Here is a 14,072-nt window from a genome sequence, read left to right as displayed (position 1 = left end):
CAACATTTCTGAGCAGGACAAGCGAGATGAACTCTGGTGTGATTCCCGTGCGCGTTCACGGCAGGCTGAGGGTGGCCTTCCCGTCCCCGGCGTTCAGGGTGTACTGCCCGGGCAGGAGCTGCCACGCGCCGGGGCCGTAGGCGTCCCCGACCCAGCTGCTCAGGCGTTCGTGGGGCACGGTGACCTGCACGGCGCGACTCTCGCCGGGCTTGAGCACCGCGCGCAGCACCCCGACCGGGCGCGAGGTGGCCTGAAGGGCGCCGCTGGCGGGCAGGCTGGCGCGCAGCAGGACCGTCACGGTGCCTGCCCGCTCGCCGGTGTTCGTCAGGGTGGCCTGCGCGGTCACGCCGTCCGGGCCGGGCGTGACGGTCAGGTCGCGGGCGACGCTGGTCGTGTAGTCCAGCCCGTACCCGAGCGGGTACAGCGGCAGCGGCGTCTCGCCGGCGCCCTCGGCGGGGCGGTCGCTCCAGAGGCCCACCTGCGTCAGGCTGTCCGGCCACGTGAACGGCAGGCGGCCCGGGAAGCCCGCGCGGCCGTACAGCGCGTCGGCCAGGGCCGCGCCGCCCTGTGTGCCCGGCAGGTACGCCATGACCAGTCCCGACAGGCGCGACTGCACGTCACTGGGGAGGATCAGAGGCCGCCCGGCCATCAGGACCGCCACGACGGGTTTCCCGGTGGCGAGCAGGTCGCGCAGCAGCGTGATCTGCCCGTCCGGCAGGCTCAGGTGGGGGTTGTTCGCCTGGGATTCCGCGCCGGGCGCCTCGCCGACCGCGACGACGATCACGTCCGCGCCCTTTGCGGCGGTCAGGAGTTGCGGGCGCTTGGTCTCGGGCAGGGCGCTGACGGTCACGCCCGCCGGGGCCGCCGCCTTCAGCGCGGGGGCCAGCGTGGCGACCTTCGGCACGTCCGGCACGTTGCCCTTCCCGACGCCCTGCCAGTTCACGCTCCAGCCGCCCAGCTGAATGGCGGCGCTGTCCATCGCGGGGCCGGTGACGAGCACGCGCCCCCTGCGGATCGGGAGGGTGTCCGCCGGGTTCTCCAGCAGCGTCAGCGTCGCCGCCGCCGCGCGCCGGGCGAGGTCGCGGTGATCGTTCAGCACGCCACTGCCGGTCAGTGGGGCGTCCAGCAGGCCCAGGCGGGCCTTGAAGGTCAGGACGCGCAGGGTCGCCTCGTCCAGGCGGGCCTCGCTGACCAGTCCGCTCTGCACGGCCTCCTTCAGGGCACCCTGGTACGCCTCGACGCTGTTCGGCACCATGTACACGTCGATGCCCGCGTTCACGCTGGCCGCCGCCGCCCGCACCAGATCGGTGTGGGTGCGGTAGGTCGTGATCAGCCGTTCGATGTCGTTCCAGTCGCTGACGAGCAGGCCCTGGAAGCCCAGTTCGCTGCGCAGCAGGTCCGTCAGCAGCGTGCGCGAGGCGTGCACGGGCACGCCGTTCACGCTCCCACTGTTCGCCATGACGCTCAGCGCCCCGGCGCGGATACCCGCGCGGAAGGGCGGCAGGAACACCTCATGCATCGCGCGGGCGCTGATCTCGGCGTTCGCGCGGTCCATGCCCAGGCTGGGCAGCCCGTACCCCGCGAAGTGCTTCAGGGTGGCGGCCACGCCACCGGACTGCAGGCCGTCCACGCTGGCCTCCACCTGATCCGCGACCAGCCACGGGGACTCCCCGAACGTCTCGTAGTAGCGGCCCCAGCGGGGGTCACGGCCCACGTCCGCGACGGGTGCGAACGTCCAGCCCATGTTCAGGGCGCGCAGGTCCTGGGCGGTCGCGAGGGCCACCTCGCGCGTCAGGGCCGGGTCGAACGCCGCGCCCAGGCCCAGGTTGTGCGGGTAGAGAGTCGCGGCGGGGACGTTGTTCACGCCGTGCACCGCGTCCGTGCCGAACACCGCCGGGAGGCCCTGGGGGTTATTCGCGCGGCCCAGCGTGTCCAGGCGGGCCAGGAAGTCCGCCCAGCCGCGCGGCGTGTTCGGTTGCGGCGCGTCCCCGCCGCCGTTCAGGAGCGTGCCGGGCCGCAGGGTGCGGAAGGTGGCGTCCGCGTCCGCGCGGATGGGCGCGCTGCGGCCTCCCTCCGTGAAGCGGAACACGTGCGCCATGCTGAGCTGCCCGATCTTGTCGTCCAGGGTCAGGCGGGGCAGGATCGTGCGGGCCTGCGCCTCGGCCGCCGCCTGACTGGTCAGGGCGCCCGCGTGCGCGGCCAGCGCAGCCGTCAGCAGGGTCAGGACGGGTCTGTTCATTCTTGTTCCCCCTCGGTGGACTCGGCCCAGTGGAAGGTCGCCTCGCGGCGCTCGCCGCTGAGGTCCTGGCAGGTCAGGGCCAGGAACGTCCCGGTGAAACTCAGGCCGCCGCAGTGCTCGTCGCTCAGCAGGCCCGCGCGGAAGTCCGGCCCGACCGGCGTCCACCCGCCGCCCGCCACCTGATACGCGAAGCCGAAGGTGTCGCCGCTGTAGCGGACCTCCAGCCCCACGCGGCCAACGTCGCCCAGCGGCACGTCGGCCAGCAGGTGCTCGCGGTACGCGCCGTTCTCGCAGCTCGTGACGTTCAGCGCGCGGCCCGCCGCCTCGTCCCGGCTGACGCGCGCGTACACCCAGTTGCGGCTGTCGTAGTACGCGCACACGCCCGCCATCTGCTGGAAGTCACGCGGGTCGAAACTCAGCTCGGTCCGCAGCCGCCCGTGCAGGCTCTGGAGGCGGCGGCCCACCAGCGCCACGTGATGACGGCTCATCAGCGCCTCGCGGCCCGGCAGGACCAGCCCGCCGTCCTCCAGGCGCACGCCCAGCTCGGCGGCGGGGGCGCGCAGCGTCAGCCACTCGGGCCGCAGCGCCTCGTCCCGGAAGTCGTCGCGGGCGGGCACCTCCGGCCAGGGGTGCGGCGGCAGCGCGGGCAGCGTCGCGCGCAGCGCCGGGTGGTGCCCGCCCCCCGTCAGGCGCGGCCACTCGCCCTGGGGCCAGTCCAGGCCCTGCAGCGCCGTCTCGCGGCCCAGCGGGCACTCGCCGCGCGGGGTCAGGGGTCGGCCGCACAGGTGCACCATCACCCACCTCCCGTCCGGGGTGTCGGTCAGGCTGGCGTGCCCGGACTTCTGGATGGGCAGGCTCGGGTCGTCCACCGCCGTGATCAGCGGGTTGTGCGGGTGCACCTCGTACGGCCCGAGCAACTCGCGGGAGCGGGCCAGCGTGACGGCGTGCTCCCAGCTGGTGCCGCCCTCGGCGGTCAGCAGGTAGTACCAGCCGTCCTTCCTGTAGATGTGCGGGCCTTCCGTGACCTTCAGGTCCGTTCCGGTGAAGATGGTCGTGCGCGGCCCCACCAGTCGCCCCTCGGCCGGGCTGTACTCCTGCGCCACGATCCCCGCGAACGGGTTGCGGCCTGCGCGGTGGTCCCACAGCATGTTCAGCAGCCACTTGCGCCCGTCCCCACCGTGCTGGGGCAGGTCATGGAAGAGGCTGGGGTCGAACCCGCTGGAGTTCAGGTACACCGGCTCACTCCAGGGCCCCTCGATGTCGGGCGCCGTGACCAGGTAGTTGTGGCTGTCCTTGAACGGCTCGTTGATGCCCCAGCTCTTCACGTCCGTGTAGATCAGGTGGAACTGCGCCCCGTCGTGACTCAGGCACGGCGCCCAGATACCGCCCGAATCGGCGTTCCCGCGCATATCCAGCTGCGACAGGCGCTCCAGGGGCCGCGCCGCCAGCCGCCAGTGCACCAGATCCCGCGAGTGGTAGATCGCCACGCCCGGGTACCACTGGAAGGTGCTCGTCGCCAGGTAGTAGTCCTCCCCGACCCGCAGGAGGCTGGGGTCCGGGTGGAAGCCCGGCAGGACCGGGTTCGTGACCGTCACCGTGGCAGACACCGTGGCGGGCGCCGGGGCGCTTCCCGTGCTGGACTGGGCCGCCGCGAGGGTGTCCGTCACGCGCCGACCGCCTGCCCCGCGCGCGCCAGGAAGTCCCGGTACGTGCGCCCCGACAGTTTCGGCGTGCGGACCTGCGTGTCGAAGTTCACGTGCACGATCCCGAAGCGCTTGTCGTACCCTTCGGCCCACTCGAAGTTGTCCATCAGCGACCACGCGAAGTACCCGGCGACCTTCGCGCCGCGTGCCAGGGCCTCCTGCGTCGCCGCGAGGTGCTCGGTGAGGTACTGGGTGCGTTCCAGGTCGTTCACGTTCCCGTCCTCGTCCGCGACGTCCGGGTAGGTGCTGCCGTTTTCGGTGATGTAGATCGCGTCCGGCGCGTAGTCCTCCTGCAGGCGCACGAGCAGGTCGGTCAGGCTGTCCGGCGCGACCTCCCAGTCGAAGCCGGTGTACGCGCTGCCCTCGGGACGGATCTGCCGGGCGTGCAGGAAGCCCTCGCCGGGCGCGTCCTGCCCCACCGCGCGCGAGTACATGTTCACGCCCAGGAAGTCGGTGGGCTGCCCCATCAGTTCCGTGTCGCCGGGCAGCACGAGGCCCTGCGCCTGCGGGCTCAGGTCGCCCAGCAGCTCGACCATGTCCTGCGGGTAGCCGCGCCCGTACACCGGGTCCAGGTACCAGCGGTTCTGGAAGCCGTCCATGCGGTACGCGGCGGCGCGGTCCTCGGGCGTGTCCGTCGCGGGGTACGTGTGGTGGAGGTTCAGCGTGATGCCCGCCTGCGCGCCCGGCGCCTGACCCCGGATGGCCTGCATGGCCCGCCCGTGCCCGACGAGCAGGTGGTGCGTGGCGGCGAAACTGGCCCGCAGGTCGTGACGGCCCGGCGCGTGAATGCCGATCCCGTAGCCCAGGTAAGCCGAGCACCACGGCTCGTTCAGCGTGATGAAGTGTTTCACGCGGTCCCCGAGCGCCGCCGCGACGACCGCCGAGTACGTCCCGAAGGCCTCGGCGGTGCCGCGCACCGTCCAGCCGCCCTCGTCCTCCAGGGTCTGCGGCAGGTCCCAGTGGTACAGCGTCGCCCACGGCGTGATGCCGCGCGTGAGCAGCCCGTCCACGAGGCGCTGGTAGAAGTCCAGGCCCGCCTGGTTCACCGCGCCGCGCCCGGTCGGCAGGATGCGCGGCCAGGAGATGCTGAATCGGTACGCGTTCACGCCCAGGTCACGGATCATGTCCAGGTCGCTGTCCAGGCGGTGGTAGTGGTCGCAGGCGACGTCGCCGGTGTCCCCGCCGCGGACCTTGCCGGGCGTGCGGCAGAAGGTGTCCCAGATGCTGGGGCCCTTGCCGTCCTCGCGGGGCGCGCCCTCGATCTGGTAGGAACTCGTGGCGACACCCCAGACGAAGCGGGCGGGGAAACGGGCAGGATCAGGAATGCGGTTGGTCATGGCAGAACTCCAGTGGGGGAGGGGAGAGGGGGGGCGGGTCAGGGCGCGCGTTGGAACACGACGCGCGTGACGCTCTGGGGCGGCAGCTTCATCGGCCCGGTGATGTTCAGCGCGGTGGGGAAGCGGTCCGCGTCCACCCCGGCGGGCGTGACGGTCTTCGCGCCGATGACGCGCCAGCCGTCCAGCTGCGGGGTCAGCGGCAGGGTCGCGGCGCTGGTGTTCAGGGCCAGCAGGGTCAGGCGGTCGCCGTCGGTGGCGGCGTGCAGCCACACGCGCGGGTCGTCGCCGGTCACGGGGAAGCTCTGCCCGCGCAGGTTCGCCGCCTCGCGCAGCGCGCCGTACCCGAAGCGCGGGAAGGCCGCGTCGTCCAGCAGCCCGTGGTTCCCGACGCCCATCAGCGCGAAGTACGCGGGGCGGACCCCGGCCTCCAGGAAGCGCAGCGTGGCCTCGGTCGCCCACAGGCCGCCCAGCGCGTCGCTGAGGTGCCGGGCGCGGTCGGTGCGCCAGGACAGCGCGAACTCGGTCACGGCCAGCTTCAGCTCGCGGCCCTGCGCGGTCGGGTTGCGCTGCGGGTCGGCCCACAGCTCGCGCAGGTGCGCCACGCTGCCCGTCACGCGTTCGATGCTCGCCAGCGCGGCTTCGTCGGTCGCGCCGCCGTCGGTGGGGTACAGGTGGTACGTGACCAGATCGAAGGCGTCGGCGCATTCGCGCAGCACCTCGTCCAGGAACGCGCCGGGGTTGCTGGTGGCGGGCCCGGCGACGCGCGCCTGCGGGTCCACCGCGAGGATCGCGGCGCGCTGCGCCCGCACGGTCGCGCAGTACCGCGCGGGCGTCCAGCTGGGGTCGCTGCGGTTCGTGGCGTACAGGTCGGGTTCGTTCCCGATCTCCCAGTACGCCACGTGCAGGCCCAGCTCGCGGGCGTCCCGCACGGCCTGCGCGGCGTCCTCCGGCGCGGCGCGACCCAGGCCGCCGCGCGTGAACACGCGGGTCTGCACGATCAGGTCGGGCTGGCCCAGCAGCGTCCAGTTGGTCTTCAGGGTCTGCAGCGCGGCGCGGGTCAGGTCGTTCTCGTCGCCGATATTCCCGCCGGGCCAGCGCAGCAGCGCGGGGCGCAGGGCGCGCAGTTCGGGCAGCGCCTCCACGACCGGCATCCAGTTGCCCAGGTTGAAGCCCGGCCCACCCAGCAGCGGTGCATCCAGGGGGCGGGACTCGCCCGCGCCGGGCGTGACGGTCACGGCCTGCCCCGCACCGGCCAGCGCGCCCGTCAGGACGGCGGCCAGGGTCAGGGAGTGCAGGGCGCGGCGCACGGCTTCAGTCCTTGACGGCGCCGCTGGTCAGGCCGCTGATCACCTGACGGCTGGCGAGCAGGAACACGATCAGCAGCGGAATGACCGTGATCACGACCAGCATCATGATCGCGCCCCAGTCGACGTTCACGTTCGTGGCGCCGCCGCCCAGTCGGCGCAGGCTCAGCGGCAGGGTCATGGTGTCGGGTTCGCTGAGTTTCATGATCAGCGCGCCCTTGAAGTTGTTCCACGCGCCCACGAAGGTCACGACGCCCAGTGTGGCCAGGATCGGGCGGATCAGCGGCAGGACCACCTGACGGTAGATGCCGAACTCGGTCGCGCCGTCCATGCGGGCCGCCTCGATCAGTTCGCGCGGCAGCGCCGACGAGATGTACTGGCGCATCAGGAAGATCCCGAAGGCGTTCGCCATGCCCGGCACCCACAGGGCGCGCGGCTCGCCGACCCAGCCCAGGAAGTTGTTCATGACCAGGAAGCTGGGAATGTCCATCACCAGCGGCGGGATGAGCATGGTGCCCAGGATGAACCCGAACAGCGCGCCCTTGCCGCGGAAGTCGTACATGGCGAACGCGTACCCGGCCAGCGAGCAGAAGAACAGCGTGGTCAGCGTGGAGATCAGCGCGATGTACAGCGAGTTCCAGAACTGCCGCGGCGCCTGACCGTCGGTGACCTGCATCAGGCCCTGCCAGTTGCTGATGAACGCGTCCCCGAACCACAGGTGCGGCGGGAAGGTGAACACCTCCGCGCTGGGGTGCGAGGCCCACACGAACATCAGGTAGAACGGCACGACCGACAGGAAGCACGCCAGGAGCATCAGCGCCCAGATGGGCACGCGCTGCCACGGCAGCCGGGCGCGGCGGGGCCGGGGGCCGGGCGCGGCGCGCTGCGCGGGGGTGGTGGTCATTTCTTCCCTCCGTCGCGGGAGAACAGGTAGTTGTTCAGCATGCTCATGGCGAAGATCGCCAGGAACAGCAGCCAGCTCATGGCACTGGCGTAGCCCATGTCTAGGTCACGGAACGCGGTGTTGAAGATGTGCATGGCGCTCGTCAGGCCCGCGCCGCCGCTGCCGCCGCCGTCGTTGAGCAGCATGAAGGGTTCCTCGAACAGCTGCATGCTGCCGACGATGGTCAGGGTGAAGGCGTAGAACATCATGGGCCGCAGCAGCGGCAGCGTGATGTACCAGAATTTCTGCCAGCCGTTCGCGCCGTCCACGGTGGCGGCCTCGTACACGTCCTCGCTGATGGCCTGCAGGCCCGAGAGGTACAGCACGGTGTTCCACCCGACGTACCGCCAGAACACGACGGCCGCGACCGAGTACGGCACCATGTTCGGGTCGCCCAGCCAGCGGACCGGGTCCAGGCCCACGAGGCCGCCCAGGTAGTTCAGGATGCCCAGCCGTTCGGAGTACAGCGTGGCGAACACGATGGCGATCGCCACGGCGTTCGTGATGTACGGCAGGAACAGGACGGTACTCAGGGTGCCCTGGAAGCGGCGCAGGCTGTGGTGGATGATGAACGCCAGCGGCAGCGCCACGAGGTGCTGCGGGATGCCGGACAGCAGCCCGATCCACAGGGTGTTCTTCAGGCTTTTCCAGAACATGTCGGTGGGCCCCAGGGCCAGGCCGAAGTTCTCGAAGCCCACGAACTTCCAGTTGCCCATGCCGTCCAGCGGGCTCCAGAAGTGGAAGGCCAGGAACAGGCTGAACAGCAGCGGGAACAGGCCGAACACGGCGAACAGGATGAAGAAGGGACTGACGAACAGGTACGGCGCGAAGCGTTGCTGGAAGCGGGTGTAACTCCAGCTCGCGCGGGGAGCGGTGCGCTGTGACATGCGGGACGTCCTTGCGTGAGTGCGGGGGGCCGCGCCGGCCGGCGGTGGCCGGCGCGCGTCCCCCCGGGTGTGGGGTCTTAGCGGGCGCGGCGCGCGATCTGGGCGCGGGCGTCGGCGAGCGCCTGTTTGATGTCCTTGCCCTGTTCGAGCACGTTGGTCAGCTCGGTCTGGAGGATCTGGTCGGCGATCGAGTCGTACTTGTTCACGTCGATCGGCTTGGTCTTGGCGGCGGCGTCACGCCACAGCACGCGGGCTTTCTGGCCGCCGAGGAACTCGACGGGTTCGCTGAAGGCCTTGTCCTTCTGCGCGGCGATCAGGGCGGGGAAGGCGCCGTTGTCCTTGAAGGCGGTGATCTGCGAGCCCTGGTTCAGGGTCATGAACTTGATGAATTCCCAGGCCCACTGCTTGTTCTTGGCCTTGCTGGGAATGGCGTAGAAGCTGCCGCCCCACGAGGCGAAGCCGCGTTCGGGGAGGTTCTGCACGCGCCACAGACCCTTGGTGTCGGGCGCCATCCAGTTCTGCAGGGCGCCCTGCAGCCACGCGCCGCTGAACTGCGTGGCGACGGTGCCCTTCTTGAAGGCGTCGTACCACTCGTTGCTCCACTCGCCGATCTTGGCGTCCAGGCCGGCGTCGCGGATCTGCTTGGCGAGGGTCATGGCGCGCACGAAGCGGGCGTTGTCGGGCCCGACGAGCAGGTTGTTCTTGCTGTCGAAGTAGATGCCCTCGCCGGTCTTGAGGTTGGTGCGGATGGCGACGTTGTACACGGAGGCGGCGGTGTTCACGAGGTACGCGCCGGTCTTGGCCTTGATGGTCTTGCCGCTGGCGATGTAGCTCTCCCAGCTGCGCTGCATGTTCACGGGGTTGACGCCGGCCTTGTCGAGGACGTCCTTGCGGTAGAAGAAGGTGCCGGGGCCGATGTCGGTGGGCATGGCGATGTAGCGGCCGTCGGCGCTGGTGGCCTGTGCGATGGTGAAGGGCGTGAACAGTTTCTTGTACTGCGTGGCGCTGTAGGGGGCGCTGTTCAGGTTCTCCAGGCCCTGACCTTCGGCGAACTTGCCGACGTAGCCGATCTCGATGGCCATGACGTCGGGGAGGCCCTGGCCGGTGGCGAGGGCGGTGGTCATGGCGTTGTGGTGGTCGGCGAACTGCTGGGCCTGCAGGTTGATGGTGACGTTGGGGTGCAGTTTGGTCCAGGCGGGCAGGATGGCCTTGATGGCGCTGTCCAGGCTGGGGAAGGCGGCGACGGTCAGGGTGACTTTTTCCTGGGCGTGGGCGGTGCCCAGCAGCAGGGCGGTGGCGAGGGCGAACGCAGCGGTTTTTTTCATGGTGACCTCCAGGTCGATTTGAAAGCGTTTTCAGAAGCGGCAAATGGCGAGCACGGTGGGTCAGCCATCCGGAGTGCTCATGGCCGTCACCCCCCGCTTCGCGCGGCCCGCACGACGCGGGGCTGCCGGGGGAGCAGTGGATTCACGGATGATCAGTTCAGGTTCGAACACCTGCCTGACGACCGGCTGACCGTCCAGCAGGTTCAGCGCCTCACGCGCGGCCATCAGGCCGATGTCGTAGATCGCCTGCCGCACCGTGGTCAGCGGGGGGGTCATCAGCGAGGACGTGAACACGTCGTCGAAGCCCGTCAGGGACACGTCCCCTGGAACGTTCACGCCCCGGCGGTACAGGGCCAGCCGCGCGCCCAGCGCCATCTGGTCGTTGGCGCACACCAGCGCCGTGAAGGGCAGCCCGGTGTCCAGGATCGCCTCGGCGGCGCGCAGGCCGCCCTCCTCGGTGTACTGGCCCAGCTGGATCAGCTCCGGCGCCACGGTCACGCCGTGCGCCCCCAGGCAGTTCAGGAAGGCGTGCCGGCGTTCCATGGCGTCCTGCTGACGCTCGGCGCCGCTGATGTAGGCGAACTGACGGTGCCCCAGCCCCAGCAGGTGCCGCGCGACCTGCTGCATGGCCTTGATGTTGTCCAGCACGATGCAGCTGTGGTCCAGGCCGCGCACGTCGCGGCCCACGGCGATCAGCGGCACGCGGCGGGACACGTGGGTCAGGATCTCGTCGTCGAGGATGCCGCCCATCATGATCACGGCGTCCACCCGGCGGGCCAGCAGCAGGTCCAGGGCCTCCTGCTCGCGCTCGGTGCGCCACTGGCCGCTGATCACGATCGGGTGGTACGGCGTGTCGTTCAGCGCCGCCTCGATCCCGGCGAGTGCCTCGCCGTAGAAGGTGGAGTTCAGTGTGGGGGTGATCACGCCGATGGTCAGGCTGCGTCCCCCGGCCAGTGCCTGCGCCTGCGGGTTGGGGCGGTAGTTCAGGCGGGTGATGACGGATTCGACCCGGGCGCGTTTTTCTGGCGTCACGTTGGCCGTGCCGTTCAGAATGCGTGACACGGTGCTGGGCGACACGCCCGCTTCCCGCGCCACTTGTGCCAGGGTGACTGCTTCCATCATGGGTGCTCCTGAAAGTCAGGCCGGTTGCCTGCTCGGTGAAGAGAAGATTGAGATGCTCGAAGCCTACTCCGGCTTGAAAGCGCTGTCAACTGACTTTCACGGCCTCATTCTGATCGCTGGACGACCAAATGTGCGCCCGTGAACCGTCAAATGGGACTCAGACGACAGAAACCGGCTCTGGAAGTGCTTCCGATCCCCCAGCGAATTGGTTAGAAGACTTAAATATGATGTCGTCAAGATCTATTCACCCTGGCCGGCTGAGCCGATTCAGTAAACCGGCATTTGCTGATATACACGAAAGATTTAATCGTAGTGTTGACGTCCTTGGTCTCCGGCCGCTACACTCCTGTTCGTTAAACCAATTTACTAAAGCGAGGACTGATGCCCCCCAGCCCCACCGGCGACCAGCCGTACCTGAAACACCTCAACCGCGCCCGCGTGCTGCACCTGCTGCGCACCCACCCCGGCCTCAGCCGCGCGGAACTCGCCGCCCGCAGCGGCCTGACCAAGGTCACCGTCGGCAGTCTCGTCACCGAACTGCTCGGCGGCGGCTGGCTCAGCGAGGGCCAACCCCGCGCCGGCGCCGCCGGACGCCCGGGCCGCGAACTGCACCTTGGCGACCACCGGCACGTCCTCCTGGGTGCAGAGATCGGCGTGCTCGGCGCGCGCGCCGTCGCCACCACCCTGCGCGGCACCGTCCTCGCCCGCGCGCAGACCCGCACCCCCACCACCACCCCACACGCCGCTGCGCAGACCATCACGCAACTGTGCGGGCAGCTGCTACAGGACCCCGCCACGCAGGGCCGCGACCTGCTGGGCCTGGGCGTGGCCCTACCCGGCCCGGTCAGCCCGGACGGCACCCGCGTCCTGTACGCCCCGAACCTCGGCTGGGACGACGTGCCCTTCCTGGACCTGCTGCGCGCCGCCCCCGGCCTCCCGCCCCACCTGCCCCCGGATGCCATCACGCTGGACAACGAGGCGAACGCCGCCGCGTTCGGCGAGAGCTTCCTGCGCCCCGGCGACCCGCCGCAGCTGCTGGCGTACGTCAGCCTGGGCAGCGGCGTCGGTGCGGGCTTCACGGCCCTGAGCGGCACCCCGCACGTCCTGCGCGGCGCACGCGGACTGGCCGGGGAGATCGGGCACGCGATCATCCAGCCCGGCGGTCTGTACTGCCACTGCGGGAACCGCGGCTGCGTCGAGACCCTCCTGAGCGGCTGGGCGATCCGCGCCGCCCTGAACCTGAACGTCCAGGACCCCCTAGACGAGGTCCTCGCCCCCCGACTGCGCGAGGCCGCCGTGCAGGTCACCCTGCGCCGCGCCGGGGAGGGGCTGGGGCAGCTGCTCGTGAACCTGCACCAGACCCTCGGCCCGGACGAGATCGTCATCGGCGGCGCCCTGACCCGCCTCGGGGACGCCGTACTCGGCCCCGCGCTGGACGTGTACCACGCCCGCCAGTGGCGCCCGGCCGCGCCACCCGCCCGCATCACGGTGCGCCAGGACAGCCTGTACCTGCCCGCGCTGGGCGCCGCCGCGCAGGTCCTGTCGCGCGTCATCGACACGCCCGCCCCCCAGACGCCCCCCGCTCCCGTCCCACCCCAGGAGATGCCATGACCACGCCCCCCACCCCCGTCACGCTGGGCCTCGACGTCGGCACCAGCGGCGTCAAGGCCGTCGCCGTCACCGCCAGCGGCGACACCCTGGCTGAGAGCACCCACCCCTACCCCCTCCTGACCCCCCGCCCCGGCTGGACCGAGCAGCGCCCCGCCGACTGGCTGGCGGGCGTGCGCGCCGCGCTGCGCGACCTGAGCACCGCGCTGGAGGGCCGCGCGCAGCCCCTGGCGCTGGGCCTCAGCGGACAGATGCACGGCCTCGTCCCACTGGACGCCCACGGCGGGGTGCTGCGGCCCGCGCTGTTGTGGAATGACCAGCGGACCGGCGCGCAGGTCGAGCAGATCGAGGCCCGCGTCCCCCGCGCCGAACTGGTCGCGCGGACCGGGAACCGCGCCGTGACCGGCTTCCAGCTGCCGAAGATCCTCTGGCTGCGGGACGAGGAACCCGACACCTTCGCCCGGCTATGCCACGCGCTGATTCCCAAGGATTACGTCGGGTACGCCCTGACCGGCGTGATGGCGGCCGAACCCAGCGACGCCAGCGGCGTCGGCGCGCTGAACCTCGCGCGCGGCGCGTGGGACGCCGACGTGCTGGGAGCGCTCGACCTGCCGGGCGACCTGTTCCCCCAGCTCGTGCGGTCCACCGACGTCGTCGGCACCCTGACCCACGAGTGGGCCGCCGCGACCGGCCTCCCCGAAGGACTCCCGGTCGTCGCGGGCGGCGGGGACAACGCCGCCGCCGGGATCGCCCTGGGCCTCTCCAGTGCCCGCCCTGACGTAGGCAGCGTCAGCCTGGGCACCAGCGGCGTGATCTTCAGCCCCCTGCGCGACCCCACCCCGGACCCGGAGGGCCGCGTGCACCTGTTCGCGCACGCCGACGGCGGGTACCACCTGCTCGGCGTGACCCTCTCCGCCGCCGGGTCCCTGGAATGGCTGCATGCGAAACTCGCACCCGACACGCCCATCGCCGCGCTGCTGGAGGAGGCCGCGCAGGTCCCGCCCGGCGCGGGCGGCGTGACGTTCCTGCCGTACCTGTCGGGCGAACGCAGCCCCCTGATGAACCCCCACGCCCGCGCGGCCTTCACCGGCCTGAGCCTCGCGCACGGCCGCGCGCACCTGACCCGCGCCGTGCTGGAAGGCAGCGTCGCCGCGCTCGCCGACGCGTACGCCGTCATGCAGGCCATCGCCCCGCTGAACACCCTGATCTCCACCGGGGGCGGCGCCCGCTCGGATCTGTGGCTGGGCCTCGCCAGCGGCGCCCTGAACCTCCCCGTCCACCCCACCAGCGCCCGCCCCGGCGCGGCCCACGGCACCGCGATCCTCGCCATGCCCGCCGCCGGACTCCACCCGAACCTGACGGCCGCCATGGACGCCACCCGTCCCGACCTCCACCCGCCCGTCCCGCCCGTGGACATGGCCGACGCCCTGACCGCCTACGCCGCCACCCGCACCGCCCTGTACGGAAGCTGAAGGGGGTCGAGGGTCCAAGCGTCCAGAACAGCACCCCACCCCTTCGCCCTGCCCCATTCCCTGTGACCCTTAGACCTTTAGACCCTCAGACCCTTCGACCCTCGACCCCTTCGACCCTCGACCCCCTTCAAG

Annotated in this window: 11 protein-coding genes; 3 read left to right on the top strand and 8 right to left on the bottom strand. The window is 71.0% G+C overall.

From position 1 onward, the window contains the following. Window positions 1–55: 55 nt before the first annotated feature. From IEY69_RS18835 to IEY69_RS18800, 8 genes are all read right to left on the bottom strand, one after another. Entirely contained in the window at window positions 56–2,239 is a 2,184-nt protein-coding gene (locus tag IEY69_RS18835) for a glycoside hydrolase family 3 protein (protein ID WP_189074682.1), read from the bottom strand. Further along, window positions 2,236–3,906 (bottom strand): glycoside hydrolase family 43 protein, encoded by a 1,671-nt coding sequence (locus IEY69_RS18830; protein WP_229784116.1) that lies wholly within the window; start codon window positions 3,904–3,906, stop codon window positions 2,236–2,238. The genes IEY69_RS18835 and IEY69_RS18830 overlap by 4 nt, the downstream gene beginning before the upstream one ends. Next, window positions 3,903–5,279, bottom strand: coding sequence for a GH1 family beta-glucosidase (locus IEY69_RS18825; protein WP_189074681.1), 1,377 nt, complete (start codon window positions 5,277–5,279; stop codon window positions 3,903–3,905). Before IEY69_RS18825 ends, IEY69_RS18830 begins: the two co-directional genes overlap by 4 nt. Before the next feature lie 38 nt (window positions 5,280–5,317). Continuing rightward, window positions 5,318–6,586, bottom strand: coding sequence for a glycoside hydrolase family protein (locus tag IEY69_RS18820; protein WP_189074680.1), 1,269 nt, complete (start codon window positions 6,584–6,586; stop codon window positions 5,318–5,320). Window positions 6,587–6,590: 4 nt separating this feature from the next. Beyond that, on the bottom strand, window positions 6,591–7,487 hold the full coding sequence (locus tag IEY69_RS18815) for a carbohydrate ABC transporter permease (RefSeq protein ID WP_189074679.1): 897 nt from the start codon (window positions 7,485–7,487) through the stop codon (window positions 6,591–6,593). Beyond that, a complete protein-coding gene (locus tag IEY69_RS18810) occupies window positions 7,484–8,413 on the bottom strand; it encodes a carbohydrate ABC transporter permease (protein ID WP_189074678.1) in 930 nt (309 codons plus the stop codon). The genes IEY69_RS18815 and IEY69_RS18810 overlap by 4 nt, the downstream gene beginning before the upstream one ends. 77 nt (window positions 8,414–8,490) lie before the next feature. Then, a complete protein-coding gene (locus IEY69_RS18805; protein WP_189074677.1) occupies window positions 8,491–9,738 on the bottom strand; it encodes an ABC transporter substrate-binding protein in 1,248 nt (415 codons plus the stop codon). Window positions 9,739–9,798: 60 nt separating this feature from the next. Then, on the bottom strand, window positions 9,799–10,860 hold the full coding sequence (locus tag IEY69_RS18800) for a LacI family DNA-binding transcriptional regulator (protein WP_229784114.1): 1,062 nt from the start codon (window positions 10,858–10,860) through the stop codon (window positions 9,799–9,801). On the opposite strand from IEY69_RS18800, the gene IEY69_RS18795 reads away from it, so the two are divergent. From IEY69_RS18795 to xylB, 3 genes are all read left to right on the top strand, one after another. Further along, window positions 10,859–11,002, top strand: coding sequence for a hypothetical protein (locus tag IEY69_RS18795; protein WP_189074676.1), 144 nt, complete (start codon window positions 10,859–10,861; stop codon window positions 11,000–11,002). The two genes, IEY69_RS18800 and IEY69_RS18795, sit on opposite strands and share 2 nt — an antisense overlap. 239 nt (window positions 11,003–11,241) lie before the next feature. Beyond that, complete coding sequence (locus IEY69_RS18790; RefSeq protein WP_189074675.1) at window positions 11,242–12,471, top strand: ROK family transcriptional regulator; 1,230 nt, start codon at window positions 11,242–11,244, stop codon at window positions 12,469–12,471. Then, a complete protein-coding gene (gene xylB / locus IEY69_RS18785; RefSeq protein ID WP_189074674.1) occupies window positions 12,468–13,940 on the top strand; it encodes a xylulokinase in 1,473 nt (490 codons plus the stop codon). Before IEY69_RS18790 ends, xylB begins: the two co-directional genes overlap by 4 nt. The last annotated feature ends 132 nt before the right edge of the window (window positions 13,941–14,072 follow it).

Source organism: Deinococcus sedimenti (assembly GCF_014648135.1).
GTDB lineage: Bacteria > Deinococcota > Deinococci > Deinococcales > Deinococcaceae > Deinococcus > Deinococcus sedimenti.
Note: the sequence above shows the minus strand (reverse complement) of the source record. Positions and strands in the feature narration are given on the sequence as shown.

Bases quoted from the DNA above. Each gene is read 5' to 3' on its own strand.
- IEY69_RS18825 (WP_189074681.1), bottom strand. From the start codon at position 5,279: ATGACCAACCGCATTCCTGATCCTGCCCGTTTCCCCGCCCGCTTCGTC.
- IEY69_RS18810 (WP_189074678.1), bottom strand. From the start codon at position 8,413: ATGTCACAGCGCACCGCTCCCCGCGCGAGCTGGAGTTACACCCGCTTC.
- IEY69_RS18800 (WP_229784114.1), bottom strand. From the start codon at position 10,860: ATGATGGAAGCAGTCACCCTGGCACAAGTGGCGCGGGAAGCGGGCGTG.
- IEY69_RS18815 (WP_189074679.1), bottom strand. From the start codon at position 7,487: ATGACCACCACCCCCGCGCAGCGCGCCGCGCCCGGCCCCCGGCCCCGC.
- IEY69_RS18795 (WP_189074676.1), top strand. From the start codon at position 10,859: ATGGGTGCTCCTGAAAGTCAGGCCGGTTGCCTGCTCGGTGAAGAGAAG.
- IEY69_RS18805 (WP_189074677.1), bottom strand. From the start codon at position 9,738: ATGAAAAAAACCGCTGCGTTCGCCCTCGCCACCGCCCTGCTGCTGGGC.
- xylB (WP_189074674.1), top strand. From the start codon at position 12,468: ATGACCACGCCCCCCACCCCCGTCACGCTGGGCCTCGACGTCGGCACC.
- IEY69_RS18835 (WP_189074682.1), bottom strand. From the start codon at position 2,239: ATGAACAGACCCGTCCTGACCCTGCTGACGGCTGCGCTGGCCGCGCAC.
- IEY69_RS18790 (WP_189074675.1), top strand. From the start codon at position 11,242: ATGCCCCCCAGCCCCACCGGCGACCAGCCGTACCTGAAACACCTCAAC.